Below are 19,810 nucleotides of genomic sequence, written 5' to 3'. Positions count from 1 at the left end.
TAGGCAGCACACCCATTAATTCTTGTTTAGGAGCATAAGTTTGTGATTCATTTCGTCTAAACAACGGGCGGGAGGATGGAAGTGGCACGATCAGACATGAGCGATCTGGAATGGGAATTCATCAAAGCTGTCTTACCTAACAAAACGCGCGGCAAGAAGCGGGTGGATGACCGCCGCGTGATCAACGGTATTTTCTACGTCCTGCGCACCGGCATCCCTTGGGCCGATCTGCCCAGCGAATATGGCCCACCGACAACGGTCTATAATCGCTTCAACCGGTGGAGCTATGCGGGCCACTGGGACCGGATCATGGACGCCATCGCCGACGCGCATAACGTGGACACAGTGATGGTCGACGGGACCAGCGTGCGCGCGCATCATTCCGCCACGACTCTCAAAAAAAGACCCGCGCCGCTGTTTAGGTCGCTCACGGGGCGGATTAGGAACGAAAATACATGCACTTACCAATCAGGATGGGCTGCCGATCCGATATGAATTGACACCCGGCCAAGCTCATGACGCGCCGCCGTGCAAGGCGCTACTGGACAATTTGCAACCTGGCCAACATGTGCTCGCGGACAAAGCATATGACGCAGACTGGATCAGAGACTTGATCTGGGAACAGGGCGCTATCGACGTGATCCCTCCCAAGGCCAACCGCAAACTACCCGCCGAATTTGATGCTGCAATCTACCGGGAACGCAACAAAATCGAGCGTTTCTTTGGCAGGCTGAAAGCCTCGTTCCGCCGTATCGCAACCCGATACGAGAAGACGTCACGCAATTTCCTGTCGATGATCAAATTGGCATCGGTCAGGCTGTGGATCGAGTTTTATGAGTCGGCTGCCTAAACAAGTTAAGAACCGTTTTGGTTGGGGGCAGAGCGACCATTTTGGTATTGTTGATTTAAAACATAGGCATATCACGACGGATCGTAAACCTGTCGCGTCTCACATCCAGTTGCCGCGCGACATGAGGCCCAGTGCCTCCATATGGCGCCAACTGATGTAGCGGGTTGAATCTTCGCACCAAAGATCAGGGGCCTGCATCAATGCCTCATAGTAATCTTCATAGACTGCGCTGTTGTTGAAGTGTTCCTGGCGCGCCTTCTCTTCCTCGGATTTCTGGACGATCGTGTCGAGAAACTTGGTGTGAAGCAGCAGCCCCGACAGGATTTCCGCCTCGCCATAAACCTGGTTCAGACGGGGTGGCAACAGCGCATGGGTCGAGTTCAGATATGCATAGCGGCGATTCCAGCGGACGAGCGGCGTCTTGTTCATCGTGGGCGCGCGCTGCGGTCTGTCGGCAAAGAACTTCCGCGCGCGGACACCGCCTTGAATCCACAGACTTCTCAAATGCGGCTGCATCTGAATCCGGTAGTTGCCGTGGTCGAACCACGGCACAATCTCCAACGGATTTTGCCCCGGCGCATAACTTTGGGCATCAACGCGGCCTTTTGGGTACATATCCAGCATCATTGCCGCAAATGATGGAGTCTGACATTCGTCCAGCCATTCCGTCAACGCGGGCAGGGGGCGTGTTTCCCAGTTCGGGTAGATCAGAATTTCGTCAGCATCGACCGTCAGGCACCAATGACCATGACCGTGACGCGCCATAAGCCATGTCAGCCAGTCGAGGCCAAAGCGTGACAGACGATAACTGGCAGTCGTATGCCAAAGTGACACATCAGATTGATTGGCCAACAGATCTTGGGTTTCATCGGTGCTGCCATTGTCGACGATCAGAAAATGCGCGACGCCCAGCTTGCGATAATGCTCCAGAAAGAAGGGCAGGCGCAGTGCTTCGTTGCGCACCGTGGCAAATAGCAGAATGTCGGTGGAGATCAGGGTGCCTGTGCGGTCAGCAACGCATCGCATTTGACGCCTTTTGCGCAGCGCCCGAAGCAGCAGCCTGCGGCGTTTCCAGCGCAGCTTGTAGCCCATCCAAGATCTTGCCACGTCTGTCGGCCCACATTCCACCTTTCCGGATGACCGCTCCGTCCTGTTGTCGACCGCTTCTGACCACATTGAGCCGCCGTCTGATTTCGTATTGAGGACCAGTTTAGTTCAAACAAGTGTCTCGTGAGAGGGGCGTGCGTCTCAGCCTACAACAAAGAAAGCGCCTGTAATCCCGACATCCTGCGTTGCAGTGAATGAACGACGCTTTCAAAGTTCGGTGCGGATAATCAGGATCGCCCGATTGCCGAAGGAGACTTGCCCACACGCCTCTGGGGGCGCTGCCGCCAAGCCCAACTGTGTCCTGCCACACGAAGCCCAAAGCCATTGCCGAAGAATAATGTCGCGGCCGCATCACCGTCTATGCGGGCGGGTGCCAAGACGGGCTACTCGGCGGCTTTCTCCGTTGCCACAACTTGCGTCAGGAAGCGGCGGAGGTCGTCCTTCAAATCGCCACGGGCAAGGCCGAATGAAACGGTCGCTTGCAGGAAACCAGCCTTGGAGCCGCAATCAAAGCGCTGCCCGCGAAAGCGGAACCCGTAGACGCCGTCGTCGTTCCCGATCTCTTGGGCAATGGCGTCGGTAAGCTGAATCTCTCCGCCGGAACCTGCGCGCATTTTATTGAGATTACCCAGCACGTTGGGCGTAAGAATGTAACGACCGATAACAGCAAGGTTTGACGGCTCCATGCCAGGGTCGGGTTTCTCGACCATGCCTTTGACCGATACCATCGCGCCCATGTCTTCCTGAATGTCGAGCACACCGTAGGAGCTGGCCTTGTCCCGAGGAACTTCCATCGCCGCGACCATATTCCCGCCAACCTCTTCATAGGCCTCTACCATCTGCTGAAGGCAGGGTTTTTCGGCAGCGATCACGTCGTCGGGCAGCATCACAGCGAAAGGTTCATTTCCGATCAGACGGCGGGCGCACCACACCGCATGACCAAGCCCAAGCGCCTTGTGTTGACGCAGATAGGCGATCGCCCCGGATTCCATATTGGTGCTTTCCAGCACGTCCAACAGCTCTGTCTTGTCCTTCTTGCGCAGTTCGCTTTCCAATTGCGGTGCCTGATCGAAGTAATCCTCCAGCGCGCCTTTGCCGCGTGAGGTCACGAAGATGAATTCTTTGATCCCGGCGGCGCGCGCCTCGTCAATAGCGTATTGGATCAGCGGGCGATCGACCAATGTCATGATCTCTTTCGGGACAGATTTCGTCGCGGGCAGAAATCGTGTGCCAAGTCCAGCAACCGGGAAAATCGCTTTGGTAACCTTGTTTCGCATACCGTTTCTCCTGATCTGGGCAACGTCACATAACGTCAAAAATTGTTTCGAACACTTCTTAGACTAGAAATACCTAACATTCATACTGAAAAACTACCGAAATTAGCCTGGATTCAGGGGAATTGCAGAGCATTTCGCGCGCATTTGCCGAAACGGGATTATTATTTCGGCGTCACGACACATAGTGAAGATATGAAATAGGCAGGCATGGCAAGCGCATGGTGCCACAAAATAGCGTCGGCGGGACAGGGCTGCGCTCCGCCGACGTTCTGTTTTCAGGCGTCTTGCAGGGTTACGCCGGGGGCGTAAGCAATGAAGAACGGATTGGCAAACCCGTCCTTGCCATAAGCCAGCGGGGTATGGTCGTCAAAGCGTACGACGTGCCCGCCTGCGCCGGCCAAGACGGCGTGCCCCGCAGCCGTGTCCCATTCCATCGTGCGGCCAAGGCGTGGGTAAATGTCAGCCTCGCCAGTTGCGACAAGGCAGAATTTCAGAGAGGATCCGGCGCTGGTCATGTCCTTGACGTTGTATTTGCCAATATAGTCATCGGTTGCCTGATCACGATGCGATTTGGACGCGACGATCATCAATCCGTCATTATCGGGTGTTGTAACGCTCATCTGGGTGGTTTCGCCTGACTCGTCCTTGTCGAACGCACCGGTTTCTTCAACCGAAACACCGGTGGAGCCAGTATAGAACAGCCGCCCCTTTGCCGGGGCATAGACAACGCCGCGCGTTGGCACGCCGTTTTCTACCAGCGCGATGTTGACGGTGAAATCTCCCCGGCGGTTGATGAATTCCTTCGTGCCGTCCAGCGGATCGACGATCAGAAAGGTCCGCGCATCGACCGAATGGCTTGCGGCCTGTTCTTCGGTGACCAGCGCCACGTCGGGAAACGCCTCTCGCAGGCCCGCAGAGATATGCGCGTCCGCGGCCTCATCTGCTGCTGTGACCGGGCTGTCATCGGATTTGACCTTCACGCCGAAATCGTCGGCGTTGTAGATGTCCATAATCAGATCGCCGGCTTCGAGCGACAATTTGCGCATCACGCGGGTCAGGGTTTCGTAATTCAAATCAAGCCTCCTTTGGGCGCCGGCACACAAGCGTTGCGCGGATTCATTGATTAGCAGGGTCTTGCCCCTTATGATACCGCTTAGGCGGAACGGCAAGAAGTCCGGATGCCCAGGGGTCCCCGATCCGGAGCAGTGTGCCGATGTTTCAACAGTCCAAGCCGCGGTCCACCTTCGGATCCGCCATCAATATTGCAGAGCTGATTTATCACGGCAGCGTCAGGTCGGTGCGCAAGACGCACGGCAATGCATTTATGGCGCTGTTGATCAACATGCTTCAGACGATCATTTTCGTGATGGCGTTCTATTTCATGTTCATCATCCTGGGATTGCGCGGTGCCGGTATCTCTGGCGACTTCATGGTCTATATTATGACAGGGGTTTTTCTGTTTATGACCCATGTGAAGACTCTGGGCGCGGTATCGGGAGCAGAAGGGCCGACAAGCCCGATGATGCAGCATGCGCCGATGAACACCGCCATCGTGATCTGTTCAGCTATGGTTTCGGCGCTGTATATTCAGATTCTGTCACTGTTCGTTATACTGTTTGCCTATGACGTTCTGGTCAATCCGGACTTGCTTGAGGATATTCACGACCCCGTCGGGTGTATGGCAATGTTGCTGTTGGCCTGGTTCACCGGCGCGGCGATCGGCATGGTGTTTCTGGCGCTGCGACCGTGGTTCCCGACACCTGTCAGCATCATCAGCACGATTTACCAACGCGCCAACATGATTGCGTCCGGCAAGATGTTCGTGGCCAATACGCTACCGCCAGCGATGCTGAAACTGTTTGACTGGAACCCGTTGTTTCATGCCATCGACCAGTCCCGAGGCTACGCATTCATCAACTACAATCCGCGTAACTCCAACTGGGAATACGCATTTATCCTGGGGGTTGTGCTGATGATGATCGGCCTTATGGGAGAGTTCTATACTCGCAAGAAAGCCTCAGCCTCCTGGGCGGCGCGCAGGTGACCGTCTCGAAATCTCCATGACTGCGGTCATCCTGATCACGTCACGACCCGTAGCGTCAGGTTGATCCGTCCGCCCTGCGGAAGAAGTGTCGAAGAACCAAAGCGTATCCGGTCCACGCCGTGATATATCAGGCGCGCCGCACCGCCCATCACCACCACATCGCCGGAACGCAGCCAGAAAGATTCTGTCGGGCCTTTGCGTGCGTCGGTGCCGACCCGAAACAGACCCTCATCGCCCAGCGATACTGACAGGACGGGAAAGCTGAAGTCGGCTTCGTCACGGTCCTGATGCAATCCCATCCGCGCATCCTCGCCGTACCAGTTGACCAGGCAGCATTCGGGCAGGCGGTGGTTGTTTGCCAAAGCCCGCCATATGTCCAACACGCGTCCAGGAATCGGTGGCCATGCCTCGCCGTTCGGATGCTTTTCGGCATAGCGGTAGCCGCTTCGATCGGAAATCCAGCCGAATCGCCCTGCCGAGGTCATGCGCACCGACATTTTCTTGCCCCAGCGGGTTTCCGGTGAAAACAGGGGCGCTGCTGTGACGATGTTGCGGAGGTCGTCTACCAGCGCCGCCTGCTCTGGACGGTCCAGATAGCTGCGGTAGACGTCAATGCCGCGCAGGGTAAGCGAGGGTTCCATGCCGGTATTTCGCCCCGTTGGATGCTCTCACGCAACGGAAATCCGAAAAATTTGCTGAATGACCGGGTTTGCGGCGCTTGCAGCGTCAATTGTGCCTCCTTATATACCCTGCGAAGCGCGGGTCAGGGTGGCCAACTCTGGCGCGTTACACACCAACGGGGCAGGGATGCCATAAAGGGTCCTGACCTCGTGTCATCGCCTTGAATAAGAAAGGGATCGCAACATGGCCAAAGTTATTGGTATCGACCTTGGAACCACCAACAGCTGCGTCGCCATCATGGATGGATCGCAGCCACGCGTGATCGAGAATGCGGAAGGTGCACGCACCACGCCGTCGATCGTCGCGTTTACAGATGACGAGCGCCTCGTGGGTCAGTCCGCGAAACGGCAGGCCGTCACCAACCCGGAAAACACTGTCTTCGGCGTCAAGCGTCTGGTCGGTCGTCGGAATGACGACGCGGATTTGGCCAAGGACCGCAAGAATATGCCGTTTGAAGTGATCGACGGTGGCAATGGCGACGCTTGGGTGCGCGCCAAAGGCGAAAAATATTCGCCCAGCCAGCTTTCGGCTTTCATCGTGCAAAAGATGAAAGAGACCGCCGAATCCTATCTAGGCGATGACGTCACGCAAGCCGTGATTACCGTTCCTGCCTATTTCAACGACGCTCAGCGTCAGGCCACCAAGGATGCGGGCAAAATCGCCGGTCTTGAAGTGCTGCGGATCATCAACGAGCCGACAGCCGCTGCGCTGGCATACGGTCTCGACAAGAAAGAAGCGCGCACTATCGCGGTCTATGACCTTGGCGGCGGTACGTTTGACGTGACCATTCTGGAAATCGACGACGGTCTGTTTGAAGTTAAATCGACCAATGGCGATACATTCCTTGGTGGTGAAGACTTTGACATGCGGATCGTCAACTATCTGGCGGATGCGTTCAAGAAAGAGCATCAGGTCGACCTGACCCAGGACAAGATGGCCCTTCAGCGCCTGAAAGAGGCGGCCGAAAAGGCGAAGATCGAACTGTCCAGCTCCAGCCAGACAGAGATCAACCAGCCGTTCATCTCGATGGGTGCCAACGGGCAGCCGCTTCACATGGTGATGAAGATGACCCGCGCGAAGCTGGAAAGCCTTGTGGGTGATCTGATCAAAGCATCGATGAAGCCCTGCGCCGCTGCGTTGAAAGATGCTGGTATCGCCACGTCCGAGATCGACGAAGTCGTTCTGGTCGGTGGTATGACGCGCATGCCGAAAGTGATCGAGGAAGTCACCAAATTCTTCGGGAAAGAGCCGCATAAGGGTGTGAACCCGGATGAGGTCGTCGCCATGGGGGCCGCCATTCAGGCCGGTGTTCTTCAGGGCGATGTCAAGGACGTTGTGCTGCTCGACGTGACCCCGCTTTCGCTGGGCATCGAAACGCTGGGTGGCGTGTTCACCCGTCTGATCGACCGCAACACCACGATCCCGACGAAGAAAAGCCAGGTCTTCTCGACCGCCGAGGACAACCAGAATGCCGTGACAATTCGGGTGTTCCAGGGTGAGCGTGAGATGGCGGCCGACAACAAGATCCTCGGCCAGTTCAACCTTGAGGACATCCCGCCCGCTCCGCGCGGCTTGCCCCAGATCGAGGTGACCTTCGACATCGACGCCAACGGCATCGTGTCCGTGTCCGCCAAGGACAAGGGCACCAACAAAGAGCACAAGATCACCATTCAGGCATCGGGTGGCTTGTCGGATGCCGACATCGAGAAGATGGTGAGCGAAGCCGAAGAAAACGCCGAATCCGACAAGGCTCGCAAAGAGCTTGTCGAGGCGAAGAACCAGGCCGAAAGCCTCATCCACTCGACCGAGAAATCGGTGGAAGAGCATTCCGACAAGGTTGATCCGACAACTGTCGAGGCGATCGAGTTGGCCATTGCTGCGCTGAAAGACGAAATGGAAACCGAAAACGCCGATAAGATCAAATCGGGTATCCAGAACGTCACCGAAGCCGCGATGAAGCTGGGTGAAGCGATCTACAAGGCCAGCCAGGAAGCCGGTGAAGACGGTCCTTCTGCCGCAGATGATGCAAGCGGTGCGGATGACGATATCGTCGATGCCGACTTCGAGGATCTTGACGACAGCAAGCGGGCATAAGGCCGCGCCTGCGGAACATCTCGGGGCCGGTCCGGATATCGGGCCGGCCCGTTTCGTTCCGCGATAAGGAGAACGACAATGTCGAAACGCGACTATTACGATGTTCTCGGGGTCAAGAAAGGCGCTGCCGCGGACGAGATCAAGAAGGCCTATCGCAGTAAGGCCAAGGAACTGCATCCCGATCGCAACGCCGACAATCCCGAGTCAGAAGGCCAGTTCAAAGAAGTGAACGAGGCCTATGAGGTTCTGAAGGACGCCGAGAAAAAGGCGGCCTATGACCGCTTCGGCCACGCCGCTTTTGAGGGTGGCATGGGCGGCGGTGGCGGACGCCCCGGCGGATTCCATCCCGGCCAGCAAGGCGATTTTGCCAGCGCCTTTTCGGATGTGTTCGATGATCTCTTCGGCGATTTCATGGGCGGCGGCGGCCGTGGTGGCCGACAGCGTGCGGCCCGTGGTGCGGATCTGCGCTACAACCTGCGCGTCACGCTGGAAGAAGCGTTCAACGGATTGCAGAAAACCATCAATGTGCCGACTTCGGTGCAATGTGGATCGTGCAGCGGTTCGGGTGCCGAAGGCGGCGCAGAGCCAACGACGTGCCCGACATGTTCCGGCATGGGGAAAGTTCGTGCCCAGCAAGGTTTCTTTACGGTTGAGCGCGCTTGCCCAACCTGTTCCGGTCTGGGCCAGATTATCAAGAACCCCTGCACCACATGCGGCGGCAACGGACGCCTTCAGAAAGAGCGTGCGCTGAGCGTCAATATTCCTGCGGGCGTCGAAACGGGCACCCGTATTCGGTTGGCCGGTGAGGGCGAGGCGGGCCTGCGCGGCGGGCCTCCGGGTGATCTGTATATCTTCATCGAAGTGTCGGCGCATGATATTTTCCAGCGCGAAGGAAATAACCTGTTTTGCCGGGTTCCGGTTTCAATGACCGCAGCAGCCCTTGGTGGGGATATTGAGGTGCCGACAATCGACGGCGGGCGCAGCCGCGTCAAAATTCCATCAGGCAGCCAATCTGGACGGCAGATGCGGTTGCGCAGCAAGGGAATGCCCGGTTTGCGGGGCGGTTCTGCCGGTGACATGTTCATCGAGCTTGCAGTCGAGACACCAGTCAACCTGACCAGCCGTCAAAAGGAACTGCTGCGTGAGTTTGAGAACCTGAGCGAAGAGAACAATCCCGAATCCTCGACCTTCTTTAAATCGGTCAAGAACTTCTGGGATTCGATGAAAGGCTGAACCGGCCTTTCATCAAACAGAAAAACCGGCAAGGGCGCGGCCCTTTGCCGGTTTTTTTGTACGCCGGGCGGTGCAGGATCAGATCTTGAGGAAAGGCTGCGCAAGGCGCGGCAACCACCCTTTGAACCGCAACGGCGCGTCGGTGACGGCCAGGCAGATACAATCCTCGGAGATATCGGCAATCGGCGTGTGCTCCAGATCAGCATCGGCAGTTTCCACGTCACCTTTGGCGAATCTGGCAGTTGCATCTTCGAAGGCACCTTGCAGAACCAAGGTCAGCTCCGTCCCAGAATGGCCATGATCCGGCACCGCCGTGCCTGCGGGGATAAACAGCAACCGGGCTGTCGCATCCGGTCCCGTCGGAAGAATTGCCTGTTTCACGCCCAGACCCACCGGGCGCCATTTTACGGTCTCAAGCGATCCGCCAACATAATCGGCCAGTGGAACCGGTAAAGACGGGTCGTGGCTGACCCTGGGCGCGATTGTGGCGCTTGCGCCGATCAGATCCAATGTACGGCTGAAACTGTCGTCATTCATCGCTTGGGTGCCGCAGCGGTCAATCAGGTCTCCGCCGATGGCGTCAAGGCTTTCGGCCGATGCGCGGCATTCATCACACATCGAAATATGCGTGGCGATGATCAGATCAAACGCTTCAGGCAATGTGCCCGCCGCGTAACGCATCAGTAAATCATCGGGAATGTGGTGTTTTATCATCGTCATGGTCACTTCATCGCGTGGCGCAAACGGTCGAGCGCCAATCTTATGCGGGATTTGATCGTGCCAAGCGGAAGGCCGGTTTGTTCTGCGATCTCGCTGTGGCTGAGATCGCCAAAATACGCTTTTTCGATCAAGTTACGCTGTTTTTCAGGTAAGGCGGCGATCGCGCGCGCCAGTTCTTCAGTTTCTTGTTGCAGGCCCAGAACCTCGGCTTGGTCCGGTTCGGCCTCGGGTCCCCAAGTCAGATCTTCGGGTTCCGGGCGACGTTGCTTGCGGATCAGATCAATCTTGCGGTTCCGCGCAATGGTGAAGACCCATGTCGAAACGCTCGCGCGGCTGGGATCAAACAGATGCGCCTTGCGCCAGAGCGTGGCCATGACGTCCTGCGTACATTCCTCTGCAAAGGCGGCGTCGGTGCCGCCCCGCATCACGAACCCTTTCACGCGCGGCGCGAAATGCTCGAACAACTCGCGGAACGCCTGCTGATCCTGACGGTCACGGATACGACGCACATGATCTACCCAGTCAGTCGCGTTGCCGCGCTTTGTCCCTTTCACGCAAATCTTCTCCGGCGTCGTGATTGGATGAGCAGCTTTTGGCATCTGCGTGAAACAGACGTGCTTTGGCTGCGGCCTTGTGTGTTCAGCGTTGCTTAACATGCTTTTGATACGCCTGTCAGCGTAAGACGGATCAACATTGGGTTTTTCTTTACATCCAATCGCGAAGGCAGACCGTAACAAGCCTGTAGTCCATTTGAACGACAGGAAATCACATGCCCTTCGAAGCCCGTATGGCTCACCCGCGAAATATTGCCGTGATCGGGGCGGGGATCTCTGGAATGGGGGCTGCGCATTTTCTTGCCGACAACAACCGGGTGACGCTGTTCGAGGCCGGGCCAAAACTTGGCGGCCATGCTAGAACGATCATTGCCGGACGAAATGGCGATCAGCCGGTCGATACCGGGTTTATCGTTTTCAATTATGCAAACTATCCCACGGTGACAAAACTTTTCGGGCGGCTCGGCGTGCCGGTCGTGAAAAGCAACATGAGCTTCGGTGCCTCGCTGAACGGCGGCGCAATGGAATATGGGTTAGGCAATATGGCTGCGCTTTTTGCGCAACGGTCGAACCTGATGAGGCCGCGATTCATCGGAATGGTGCGCGACATCATGCGCTTCAACGCGCGGGCTTTGGGGGCCGCCACTGACAGAAGCCAGCCTTTGGGCGACTTTCTGGCAGAGCTGAAAACCGGCGACTGGTTTCGCGATTATTACCTGTTGCCCCTGTCCGGCGCGATCTGGTCCACCCCGACCGACAAGATCCTCGATTTTCCGGCACATGCACTGATCCAGTTTTTTGAGAATCATGCGTTGCTCAGCCACACCGGGCAGCACCAGTGGTGGACGGTGAAGGGCGGGTCTGTGGAATATGTCCGGCGTCTTGAGCGTTCGTTGCGCAGCCGTGCCGTGTCCCTGCGCCCGTCCACGCCGGTTGCCGGGGTAAGGCGCACTGCCCTTGGTGTCGAAATCCGTGCGCAAAGCGGTGAGTGGGAGAGCTTTGACGATGTGATCTTTGCCACCCATTCCGATGACACACTAAGGCTGCTGTCGGATGCAACCCCGCAGGAGCAAGCCGCCTTGGGCGCGATCCGCTATCAGCCCAATCAGGTGACCTTGCACGCAGATGCCGCTATCATGCCGCGCAGGCGGGCGTGCTGGTCATCGTGGAACTATGCCGAGGATGCCCGCCGGGACTTTGACCGGATTGATCTTACATACTGGATGAACAGCCTTCAGCCGATCCCGCAGGACGATCCGATGTTCGTGACGCTGAATTCAACTCGCCCGATCCGCGAGGAACTGATTTATGATCAGACCACCCTGCGCCATCCAGTCTTTGATCTTGCCGCGCTCAAGGCTCAAGAAGAAGTGCGCGCGATGAACGGAGCCCGCAGAACCTGGTTCACCGGTGCCTGGATGCGGCACGGTTTCCATGAGGACGGGTTGAAATCCGCGCTTGATGTCAGCGAGGCGATCCGTGCGCGCGATGCGGTGGAACAGGCCGCATGAGACATGTCGATCATATTCCGGGGCACACGTTCCACAGTCGCAAGGGCGGGGTGGAGAATGCCTTTCGGTATTCGGTGGATTATGTGCTGCTGGATCCGGAACGCGCGACGCAAATGCCCGCGCTGTTTTCGCTGGGTCGGGGCAACCTGACATCGCTGCACGCAAGCGATCATGGCGGTCCGCCGAAGCAGGGACGGGGTGCGCAATGGGCCCGCGAGGTCCTGGCGGCGCATGGCCTGCACCTGTCGGGGCCGGTGCTTTTGCTGACGCAACCGCGTGTCCTGGGCCATGTCTTCAATCCGGTCAGCTTTTGGCTGTGTCACGACGCAGATGACGAAATATGTGCCGTCATCGCCGAGGTTACCAATACGTTCGGCGACCGACACAGTTATCTGGTCAGGCGCGAGGACGGTGCGGCGATCACCTCACTGGACCGATTGCGTGCGGCAAAGCTGTTGCATGTCTCGCCCTTTCAGCCGGTTGAGGGCAGCTATACGTTTCGCTTCGACATTCGCGAGGATCGGATCGGCATCTGGATAGATTACCTGGCCGGAAATGGCGGTTTGATCGCCACCTTGACCGGCCCGCGCAAGCGGCTGACGAATCGCGGTATCCTTGCGGCCTGTCTTCGGCGGCCATTCGGGTCGCGGCGGGTTCTGGGATTGATCCACTGGCAGGCGTTAAAGCTCTGGTGGAAAGGGGCAAGATACCGCCACCGTTCCACACCGCCGGATCAAGATGTGTCTGCCCAAATGCATTCCCATCCGGACAGGACGGTCTCCTGATGCGGGATTGGGCGGGCAAACGCTATTGGATCATCGGTGCATCCGAAGGGTTGGGCCGCGCGCTTGCGTTCAAGATGAGCGGAGCAGGCGCGGAACTCGTCCTGTCTGGTCGCCGCGAAGAACCATTGCGGAAACTGGGTGCTGAACTGCCCGGTGTGGCGCAGGTTCAGGTCGTGGATGTTGCGGATCAGACATCCGTGGATGCCGCTGTCGAAGCGATCGGGCTGATCGACGGGTTGGTGTTTCTGGCGGGTGTCTATTGGCCGATGGATGCAAAGAATTGGGATCACGACCACGCAATTGCCATGGCGGATGTCAACTTTACCGGGCAGTTTCGTGTTCTGGGCCGCGTCGTGCCGCAGATGATTGATCGGGGGGCGGGGCATATCGTTCTGACGGCCAGCCTGTCGGCCTTTCGCGGGTTGCCGGGTGCGATTGGCTATTCCGCGTCAAAAGCGGGCATTCTTGCGCTGGCGGAATCGATGCGGTGCGATCTGCGCAAGACGGGTGTCGAGGTACAGGTTACCAACCCCGGCTTCATCCGGACGCGGCTGACCGACAAGAACGATTTCAACATGCCCTTCCTGATGCAGCCCGACGAGGCGGCGGATCAGGTCTTTGCGCATATGAACAGCCGTGCCTTCAAGCGCAGTTTTCCGCGCCTGTTCTCTATGGTGTTCCGCGGCAGCCAGTTGATGCCGGATTGGCTGTATTTCCGTATTTTCGGGTAGGCTCGTCTTGCGCAGGATCAAAGACAGGCGCAGGCTTTGCGTACCAGTCTGGGGTAGGTGCAAGAAAAAAGGAGATGCGCCATGTTGGACATAAGCACCCGAAAGGTCGCGCAAGTCATCGTCATGTCGCGGGAACTTGACCGTGCCGAAGCTGAATTGCGTGCCTTCATCGACGCGCTGAACGAGGATGAGCAGGCGGAACTGGTCGCGGTCATGTGGATCGGACGCGGCAGTTTCGAGGTGGAGGATTTGCAAGAGGCGATCCAAACCGCAACACAAGAGGCCACGACACCGACCGCCGACTACCTGATCGGAACACCGCATCTGTCTGATAATCTGGAAAACGGGTTGGAAGCGTTAGGTATCTCGGCAACCGACGAGGAAGACGAGGTGATGTAGCTGGCTCAGCGCAGCGCACGGCCTTTGACGATGGCGTCGGGACCGAAGCGCGCTCGAATGCGGTCGGTGGCGCGCTCGGCCTGTCCGCGTTGCGCGGCGGTCGGGTCCAGCAGATCTGGCGCGCGGTCGGCGTCTGCCTCCGGACAGAGGTCGGAAATGCCTGCGCCGATCAACCGGTATGGCCCGGTGCTGCCGACCTGATCGAACAGCCCGCGCGCGGTGCGGTAGATCGTGTCGGCCATCTGCGTGGCGTCGCGCAGTGTAACCCGCCGCGAGATCAGCGAAAAATCCGCACGTTTGAGCTTTAGCGTTACCGTGCGCCCGGCCATTGCCTTTGCCTTGGCGCGGTCCGCCACTTTTTCGGACATCCGCCACAGGTGGCCGTCAAGGATATCCGGGTCGGACGTGTCTTCATTGAATGTGGTTTCGTTTGAGATCGACTTCATCGGGCTGTGGGCCGAAATCCGACGATGGTCCTCGCCCCGCGCCAGATGCCAAAGCCTGTCGCCCATCGACCCGAACCGCGCGTGCAGGTCGCGCCGGTCCCAGCGCAACAGGTCGTCGAATGTGTGAATGCCCGCCTTGTCGAGCGCGGCTTGCGAGACCTGCCCCACGCCCCAGATCAGCCGCACCGGGCGTGGCCGCAAGAACGCCTGCGTTCCGGCCTTGTCGATCACCGAAAACCCATGCGGCTTGTCGAGATCAGAGGCGAGCTTGGCAAGGAATTTGTTATGCGACAGCCCGATGGATCCGGTCAGTCCCAATTCATTCCGCATCCGCAGGATCAGGCGGGCCAGCATCACGGCAGGCGGCGCGCCATGCAGACGTTCGGTGCCGGTCAGGTCCAGAAATGCCTCGTCCAGTGAAAGCGGCTCGATGGTCGGGGTCAATTCATCCATCATCGCGCGGATTGCGCGGCTGGCATCGACATAGGCGGCCATGCGGGGCTTGACGACAATAGCCTCGGGGCAGAGCTTCAGCGCCTTGAACATCGGCATTGCAGACCGGACGCCCTTGATCCGCGCGATATAGCACGCGGTGGACACCACGCCCCGCCGTCCCCCGCCGATTATAAGGGGCTTGCCTTCCAACTCTGGATTGTCGCGCTTTTCGACACTGGCGTAAAAGGCATCGCAATCCATATGGGCAATCGAAAGCTGAAAAAGCTCAGGATTCTGGACAACGCGGCGGCTGTGACAGGCCGGACAGCGCGTTCCGGCGTCAAAACGGGTCAGACAGTCACGGCATAGCGCGGGCATGGTCGTATTTCCGGGTAGGGCTTGCTATCAGCGGTACAGCGCCCTTTTAGCAGAAGTGACATGCCAGACGATACGAATTTCAGTGGGGCAAAGCTTATCCTGTTTATCGGAGAGCAATTGCTTGTTATCCGCCGCGACCACAGCAAGGGGATTCCCTGGCCCGGATACCTTGATTGGCCGGGCGGTGGGCGCGAGGATGGCGAAACGCCTGAGACCTGCGCGTTACGCGAGACGTGTGAGGAGGTTGGGTTGATGATCGATCCGGCCGAAATCGTGTGGCGTAATTCTCATCAGCGGCCCAATGGCCGGGTCTGGTTCTTTGTTGCACATATACCGGATAAAGCCGCCGCCGACATCGTGTTTGGCGATGAGGGGCTGGGCTGGGGTCTGATAGAACCGACCGAATTTCTTGGTCGTTCCGATGCCATCCCGCATTTCCGCGATCAACTTGCGCATTATTTGGACTGGCGCTCAAAGACTTAGACCGGGCATGGCAGTCAGGCAGCGCGCTGGCCCGACAGTTGGCTCTTCCAGCGTGGTGTTTCCTGTTCGTGGCGCGTTGCGGCACGGGCGACGCGGCGCGACAGAAGCGCATTTCCAGTCTCCATCTCGCGCAACGCGATACGGGTCAACCCGCCGGAAATAATCCTGAATGATGTGTTCATGGGCGCGTGAAATGCGCTGGCGATGTGGACAAGGGCATTGCCAATATGCAGGGTCACGATCGCCTCAAAACACTGACTGGCCGCATTGTAGGTTACATTGCTGATCTGAGCGAGAGGGTTTTGCATCGTACCGGCCTGCTGAGCCTTGGTTATGATACAATAACTCCCATTCGGCCGAATTTGTTCCGGGTACAGTCGGTTTGGCCTTCCTAGCCCAGTTCCGCCACGATGTCGCGGGCGGCCTTCGCCGGATCCTCGGCTTGCCAGACGGGACGGCCGACGACGATGTGATCGGCCCCTGCATCAATGGCGCTGCGCGGCGTGGCGATGCGTTTCTGGTCGCCTTTGTCGGTGCCCGACGGGCGCACGCCCGGCGTCACGATCAGGCGGCCGGTGGCTTCGGGCAACGCACGAACCACAGCCGCTTCGTGCGGGCTGCTGATGACGCCATCGGCACCGGCCTCAAAGGCGCGTCCGGCACGTTCTGCGACCAGATCGGACATGTCTCCTGCCCGGATGAGCGAGGCATCAAGATCGGCGCGATCAAGCGATGTCAGGATGGTGACGGCCAGGATCTTCATGTCGCTGCCCGCAGCGCCTTCGCGCGCCGCGCGGACCACATGCGGGTCACCATGCACGGTCAGGAAATCGAGGTCGAACTGGGACAGTCCGCGTACCGCTGCCTCGACCGTGGCACCGATGTCGAACAGCTTCATATCAAGGAAAATACGTTTGCCATGTTCCTGCTTCAGCTCGTTGGCCAGTGCCAGACCGCCGCCTGTCAGCATGCCCAGCCCGATCTTGTAGAACGACACGGTGTCCCCCAGCGTTTTCGCCAGTTCCAGCCCCATCAGGGCGTTGGGTACGTCAAGGGCGACGATCAAGCGGTCATCGGACATGGGGCAAGCCTTTCACATGGGGTTTGGGTCTTTTCCGGTACGTCAGGTCGAAGGTCAAGCGTGCTTCGACAAAGTGGCGAGGATCGGTGTTGCCACACCAGAATTTTACGATTTGCAGCGCAGTCTTCCTGCAACAAAGCTTGGTCCGCTGCGCCGGGGCTACACGCAGGTGAAGGCCGGGACGCGACGGCGCATTCAGTTTTCACAGATGCCTCGAATGACATTCAAAAAATGCAATGTCTGGCGGCGAGGGACTTGAAACCGGGTAGTGGTAACGCCACTTTATTGTGGAAGGCCCAGACAGGTCGTGTGCTGCCTCGCAGGCACGGTAAGAAATGGGCGCTTAACGAAGGAGAGAGACGATGAACTTGGAGAAGTTCACGGAGCGCGCGCGCGGGTTCATTCAGGCCGCGCAGACGATCGCGATGCGGGAAAGCCACCAAAGGCTGAGCCCGGAACATATTCTAAAGGCATTGATGGACGACGATCAGGGGCTGGCAAGCAACCTGATGAAACGCTCGGGCGGTTCGCCTGAACGTGTTGTCGAAGCGTTGGAGCTGGCGCTGTCGAAAATTCCGAAAGTGTCCGGCGATGCGGGTCAGGTCTATCTGGACAGCACCACCGGCAAGGTTCTGGACGAGGCCGAGAAACTGGCCACGAAAGCAGGTGACAGTTTCGTGCCGGTCGAACGTATGCTGACTGCGCTGGCGATGGTGAAATCCGCCGCGAAAACCGCGCTGGAAGCCGGGTCCGTGACTCCGCAGGGGCTGAACGAAGCCATCAACGATATTCGCAAGGGCCGCACGGCCGACAGTGCTTCGGCAGAAGACGGTTATGACGCGCTGAAGAAATATGCGCTTGACCTGACAGAGCGTGCGCGCGAAGGCAAAATTGATCCGATCATTGGCCGTGACGAGGAAATTCGTCGTGCCATGCAGGTGCTGAGCCGTCGAACAAAGAACAACCCGGTTCTGATCGGGGAGCCCGGCGTCGGTAAGACCGCGATTGCCGAGGGTCTGGCGTTGAGGATCGTCAATGGTGACGTGCCCGAAAGCCTGAGGAACAAGAGCCTGCTGTCGCTGGATATGGGCGCGCTGATCGCCGGTGCGAAATATCGCGGTGAGTTCGAAGAGCGCCTGAAGGCCGTGCTGTCCGAAGTGACCGCAGCGGCCGGAGAGATCATCCTGTTCATCGACGAGATGCACACGCTTGTCGGTGCCGGCAAGGCGGATGGGGCGATGGATGCCTCCAACCTGCTGAAACCTGCTTTGGCGCGGGGCGAGTTGCACTGTGTCGGTGCCACGACGCTGGATGAATACCGCAAGCATGTTGAAAAGGACGCGGCCCTTGCCCGCCGGTTCCAGCCGCTCTTGGTGGAAGAACCCACCGAGGAGGACACGATCTCGATCCTGCGGGGCATCAAGGAGAAGTACGAGCTTCACCACGGGGTGCGGATTTCGGACGCCGCGCTGGTGGCCGCCGCGACGCTGTCGCATCGCTATATCACCGACCGGTTTCTGCCCGACAAGGCCATTGACCTGATGGACGAAGCGGCCAGCCGTTTGCGGATGGAAGTGGACAGCAAGCCGGAAGAGTTGGACCAGCTGGACCGCAACATCCTGCAAATGCAGATTGAGGCGGAGGCGCTGAAGCAAGAGGACGATCAGGCTTCGCGCGACCGGTTGGAAAAGCTGGAAAAGGATCTGGCCGATCTGCAAGAGCAATCCGCCGAGATGACCGCGAACTGGCAAGCGGAACGCGACAAGCTGGCCTCTGCCCGCGATATCAAGGAACAGCTGGATCGCGCGCGTGCGGATCTGGAGATTGCCAAGCGCAACGGCGATCTGGCAAAGGCTGGAGAGTTGTCCTACGGTGTCATCCCCCAGCTTGAAAAGCAGTTGGAAACGGCCGAGACGCAACAGCAAGACGGTGTCATGGTTGAAGAGGCCGTGCGGCCCGAGCAGATCGCGCAAGTGGTCGAGCGCTGGACCGGTATTCCGACCTCGAAGATGCTGGAAGGCGACCGTGAAAAGCTGCTGCGGATGGAGGATGACCTGCATCGCCGGGTCGTTGGTCAGAACACTGCGGTCAAGGCGGTTGCGAATGCGGTGCGCCGCGCGCGTGCGGGTCTTAATGACGAGAACCGTCCGCTTGGGTCGTTCCTGTTCCTCGGGCCAACCGGTGTCGGTAAGACTGAACTGACCAAAGCCGTGGCCGAATTCCTGTTCGACGATGACAATGCGATGGTACGCATCGACATGTCGGAGTTCATGGAAAAGCACTCGGTCGCCCGTCTGATCGGCGCGCCTCCGGGATATGTCGGCTATGACGAAGGCGGCGTTCTGACCGAGGCCGTGCGCAGACGCCCCTATCAGGTGGTGCTGTTCGACGAGGTCGAAAAGGCGCATCCGGACGTGTTCAACGTGCTGTTGCAAGTGCTTGACGATGGTGTGCTGACAGATGGTCAGGGCCGGACCGTGGACTTCAAGCAGACGCTGATTATTCTGACGTCCAACCTGGGGTCGCAGGCGCTTAGCCAGTTGCCGGATGGAGCGGATGGCGCACAGGCGCGACGTGACGTGATGGATGCGGTGCGGGCCCATTTCCGTCCGGAATTCCTGAACCGACTGGACGAAACAGTTATCTTCGATCGGCTTGCCCGCGGGGACATGACTGAAATCGTGGAGATCCAGTTGCGGCGTCTGATGAAGCGTCTGGCTGGTCGGAAGATCTCGCTCGACGTTGATGCGGAAGCAAAGAAGTGGCTGGCGGACGAGGGCTATGACCCAGTCTTCGGTGCGCGACCATTGAAGAGGGTGATCCAACGCGCGTTGCAGGACCCTCTGGCCGAAATGATCCTGGCAGGAGATGTCGTGGAAGGCGCTTTGATTCCGGTCGGTGCCGGATCTGACGGACTGATTATCGGCGATCGGGTCGGTGCGTCCAACCGTCCCAAACCTGACGATGCAGTTGTCCACTGACGACGGGCCGCAAGGCCCCG

18 protein-coding genes and 1 pseudogene are annotated in these 19,810 nt (G+C 58.5%); 10 read left to right on the top strand and 9 right to left on the bottom strand.

Annotated elements, in window-relative coordinates:
- Nucleotides 1–75: 75 nt before the first annotated feature.
- Nucleotides 76–850, top strand: a pseudogene (locus tag DMZ65_RS17840) (IS5 family transposase).
- A 99-nt stretch (nt 851–949) separates the two neighbouring features.
- On the opposite strand, the gene DMZ65_RS17835 reads toward DMZ65_RS17840, so the two are convergent.
- The 3 genes from DMZ65_RS17835 to cysQ form a co-directional block, all read right to left on the bottom strand.
- On the bottom strand, nt 950–1,942 hold the full coding sequence (locus DMZ65_RS17835) for a glycosyltransferase family 2 protein (RefSeq protein WP_198662732.1): 993 nt from the start codon (nt 1,940–1,942) through the stop codon (nt 950–952).
- A gap of 398 nt (nt 1,943–2,340) precedes the next feature.
- Nucleotides 2,341–3,234: a UTP--glucose-1-phosphate uridylyltransferase gene (locus DMZ65_RS17830; protein WP_116600108.1), complete on the bottom strand. Its 894-nt coding sequence runs from the start codon at nt 3,232–3,234 to the stop codon at nt 2,341–2,343.
- 275 nt (nt 3,235–3,509) lie between these two features.
- Nucleotides 3,510–4,307 carry a 3'(2'),5'-bisphosphate nucleotidase CysQ gene (gene cysQ, locus DMZ65_RS17825; protein ID WP_116600107.1) on the bottom strand — a complete coding sequence of 266 codons (798 nt, stop codon included), beginning with the start codon at nt 4,305–4,307 and terminating at the stop codon, nt 3,510–3,512.
- Nucleotides 4,308–4,447: 140 nt separating this feature from the next.
- Here cysQ and DMZ65_RS17820 point away from each other — a divergent pair, with 140 nt between their 5' ends.
- Nucleotides 4,448–5,278 (top strand): ABC transporter permease, encoded by an 831-nt coding sequence (locus DMZ65_RS17820; protein ID WP_116600106.1) that lies wholly within the window; start codon nt 4,448–4,450, stop codon nt 5,276–5,278.
- Between the two features lie 35 nt (nt 5,279–5,313).
- Here DMZ65_RS17820 and DMZ65_RS17815 read toward each other — a convergent pair whose 3' ends face one another.
- On the bottom strand, nt 5,314–5,919 hold the full coding sequence (locus tag DMZ65_RS17815; RefSeq protein ID WP_116600105.1) for an alpha-ketoglutarate-dependent dioxygenase AlkB family protein: 606 nt from the start codon (nt 5,917–5,919) through the stop codon (nt 5,314–5,316).
- Nucleotides 5,920–6,142: 223 nt separating this feature from the next.
- Here DMZ65_RS17815 and dnaK point away from each other — a divergent pair, with 223 nt between their 5' ends.
- Entirely contained in the window at nt 6,143–8,053 is a 1,911-nt protein-coding gene (gene dnaK, locus DMZ65_RS17810) for a molecular chaperone DnaK (RefSeq protein WP_116600104.1), read from the top strand.
- Nucleotides 8,054–8,131: 78 nt separating this feature from the next.
- The gene (gene dnaJ, locus DMZ65_RS17805; protein ID WP_116600103.1) at nt 8,132–9,286 is read left to right on the top strand and encodes a molecular chaperone DnaJ; all 1,155 of its coding nucleotides are present in this window, start codon (nt 8,132–8,134) and stop codon (nt 9,284–9,286) included.
- A 78-nt stretch (nt 9,287–9,364) separates the two neighbouring features.
- Here the strand turns inward: dnaJ and DMZ65_RS17800 are convergent, their stop codons facing one another.
- Together DMZ65_RS17800 and DMZ65_RS17795 are read right to left on the bottom strand one after the other, a co-directional pair.
- Nucleotides 9,365–10,006, bottom strand: a complete 642-nt coding sequence (locus DMZ65_RS17800) for a ChrR family anti-sigma-E factor (protein ID WP_116600102.1) — start codon at nt 10,004–10,006, stop codon at nt 9,365–9,367.
- A 2-nt stretch (nt 10,007–10,008) separates the two neighbouring features.
- Nucleotides 10,009–10,560, bottom strand: a complete 552-nt coding sequence (locus DMZ65_RS17795) for a sigma-70 family RNA polymerase sigma factor (RefSeq protein WP_232825051.1) — start codon at nt 10,558–10,560, stop codon at nt 10,009–10,011.
- Nucleotides 10,561–10,775: 215 nt separating this feature from the next.
- Here DMZ65_RS17795 and DMZ65_RS17790 point away from each other — a divergent pair, with 215 nt between their 5' ends.
- The 4 genes from DMZ65_RS17790 to DMZ65_RS17775 all read left to right on the top strand — a co-directional run bounded on the left by DMZ65_RS17790 (nt 10,776) and on the right by DMZ65_RS17775 (nt 13,986).
- The gene (locus tag DMZ65_RS17790) at nt 10,776–12,071 is read left to right on the top strand and encodes an NAD(P)/FAD-dependent oxidoreductase (protein WP_116600100.1); all 1,296 of its coding nucleotides are present in this window, start codon (nt 10,776–10,778) and stop codon (nt 12,069–12,071) included.
- Complete coding sequence (locus DMZ65_RS17785; protein ID WP_116600099.1) at nt 12,068–12,856, top strand: DUF1365 domain-containing protein; 789 nt, start codon at nt 12,068–12,070, stop codon at nt 12,854–12,856. Before DMZ65_RS17790 ends, DMZ65_RS17785 begins: the two co-directional genes overlap by 4 nt.
- Entirely contained in the window at nt 12,856–13,587 is a 732-nt protein-coding gene (locus DMZ65_RS17780; RefSeq protein WP_116600098.1) for an SDR family NAD(P)-dependent oxidoreductase, read from the top strand. Before DMZ65_RS17785 ends, DMZ65_RS17780 begins: the two co-directional genes overlap by 1 nt.
- Before the next feature lie 81 nt (nt 13,588–13,668).
- On the top strand, nt 13,669–13,986 hold the full coding sequence (locus DMZ65_RS17775) for a DUF3775 domain-containing protein (RefSeq protein ID WP_116600097.1): 318 nt from the start codon (nt 13,669–13,671) through the stop codon (nt 13,984–13,986).
- 5 nt (nt 13,987–13,991) lie between these two features.
- On the opposite strand, the gene DMZ65_RS17770 is transcribed toward DMZ65_RS17775, so the two are convergent.
- Nucleotides 13,992–15,245, bottom strand: coding sequence for a DNA polymerase IV (locus DMZ65_RS17770; protein ID WP_116600096.1), 1,254 nt, complete (start codon nt 15,243–15,245; stop codon nt 13,992–13,994).
- 60 nt (nt 15,246–15,305) lie between these two features.
- Here DMZ65_RS17770 and DMZ65_RS17765 point away from each other — a divergent pair, with 60 nt between their 5' ends.
- Nucleotides 15,306–15,728 carry an NUDIX hydrolase gene (locus tag DMZ65_RS17765; protein WP_116600095.1) on the top strand — a complete coding sequence of 141 codons (423 nt, stop codon included), beginning with the start codon at nt 15,306–15,308 and terminating at the stop codon, nt 15,726–15,728.
- Between the two features lie 14 nt (nt 15,729–15,742).
- On the opposite strand, the gene DMZ65_RS17760 is transcribed toward DMZ65_RS17765, so the two are convergent.
- Nucleotides 15,743–16,036, bottom strand: coding sequence for a hypothetical protein (locus DMZ65_RS17760; protein ID WP_116600094.1), 294 nt, complete (start codon nt 16,034–16,036; stop codon nt 15,743–15,745).
- Nucleotides 16,037–16,119: 83 nt separating this feature from the next.
- Nucleotides 16,120–16,809: an orotidine-5'-phosphate decarboxylase gene (gene pyrF / locus DMZ65_RS17755; RefSeq protein ID WP_116600093.1), complete on the bottom strand. Its 690-nt coding sequence runs from the start codon at nt 16,807–16,809 to the stop codon at nt 16,120–16,122.
- A gap of 362 nt (nt 16,810–17,171) precedes the next feature.
- Here pyrF and clpB point away from each other — a divergent pair, with 362 nt between their 5' ends.
- Nucleotides 17,172–19,790, top strand: coding sequence for an ATP-dependent chaperone ClpB (gene clpB, locus DMZ65_RS17745; protein ID WP_116600091.1), 2,619 nt, complete (start codon nt 17,172–17,174; stop codon nt 19,788–19,790).
- Nucleotides 19,791–19,810: the final 20 nt, after the last annotated feature.

Source organism: Primorskyibacter marinus (assembly GCF_003313245.1).
Classification (GTDB): Bacteria; Pseudomonadota; Alphaproteobacteria; order Rhodobacterales; family Rhodobacteraceae; genus Primorskyibacter; species Primorskyibacter marinus.
Note: the sequence above shows the minus strand (reverse complement) of the source record. Positions and strands in the feature narration are given on the sequence as shown.

Bases quoted from the DNA above. Each gene is read 5' to 3' on its own strand.
- DMZ65_RS17835 (WP_198662732.1), bottom strand. From the start codon at position 1,942: ATGGGCTACAAGCTGCGCTGGAAACGCCGCAGGCTGCTGCTTCGGGCG.
- DMZ65_RS17830 (WP_116600108.1), bottom strand. From the start codon at position 3,234: ATGCGAAACAAGGTTACCAAAGCGATTTTCCCGGTTGCTGGACTTGGC.
- DMZ65_RS17820 (WP_116600106.1), top strand. From the start codon at position 4,448: ATGTTTCAACAGTCCAAGCCGCGGTCCACCTTCGGATCCGCCATCAAT.
- DMZ65_RS17815 (WP_116600105.1), bottom strand. From the start codon at position 5,919: ATGGAACCCTCGCTTACCCTGCGCGGCATTGACGTCTACCGCAGCTAT.
- dnaK (WP_116600104.1), top strand. From the start codon at position 6,143: ATGGCCAAAGTTATTGGTATCGACCTTGGAACCACCAACAGCTGCGTC.
- dnaJ (WP_116600103.1), top strand. From the start codon at position 8,132: ATGTCGAAACGCGACTATTACGATGTTCTCGGGGTCAAGAAAGGCGCT.
- DMZ65_RS17800 (WP_116600102.1), bottom strand. From the start codon at position 10,006: ATGACGATGATAAAACACCACATTCCCGATGATTTACTGATGCGTTAC.
- DMZ65_RS17790 (WP_116600100.1), top strand. From the start codon at position 10,776: ATGCCCTTCGAAGCCCGTATGGCTCACCCGCGAAATATTGCCGTGATC.
- DMZ65_RS17785 (WP_116600099.1), top strand. From the start codon at position 12,068: ATGAGACATGTCGATCATATTCCGGGGCACACGTTCCACAGTCGCAAG.
- DMZ65_RS17780 (WP_116600098.1), top strand. From the start codon at position 12,856: ATGCGGGATTGGGCGGGCAAACGCTATTGGATCATCGGTGCATCCGAA.
- DMZ65_RS17775 (WP_116600097.1), top strand. From the start codon at position 13,669: ATGTTGGACATAAGCACCCGAAAGGTCGCGCAAGTCATCGTCATGTCG.
- DMZ65_RS17770 (WP_116600096.1), bottom strand. From the start codon at position 15,245: ATGCCCGCGCTATGCCGTGACTGTCTGACCCGTTTTGACGCCGGAACG.
- DMZ65_RS17765 (WP_116600095.1), top strand. From the start codon at position 15,306: ATGCCAGACGATACGAATTTCAGTGGGGCAAAGCTTATCCTGTTTATC.
- DMZ65_RS17760 (WP_116600094.1), bottom strand. From the start codon at position 16,036: ATGCAAAACCCTCTCGCTCAGATCAGCAATGTAACCTACAATGCGGCC.
- pyrF (WP_116600093.1), bottom strand. From the start codon at position 16,809: ATGTCCGATGACCGCTTGATCGTCGCCCTTGACGTACCCAACGCCCTG.
- clpB (WP_116600091.1), top strand. From the start codon at position 17,172: ATGAACTTGGAGAAGTTCACGGAGCGCGCGCGCGGGTTCATTCAGGCC.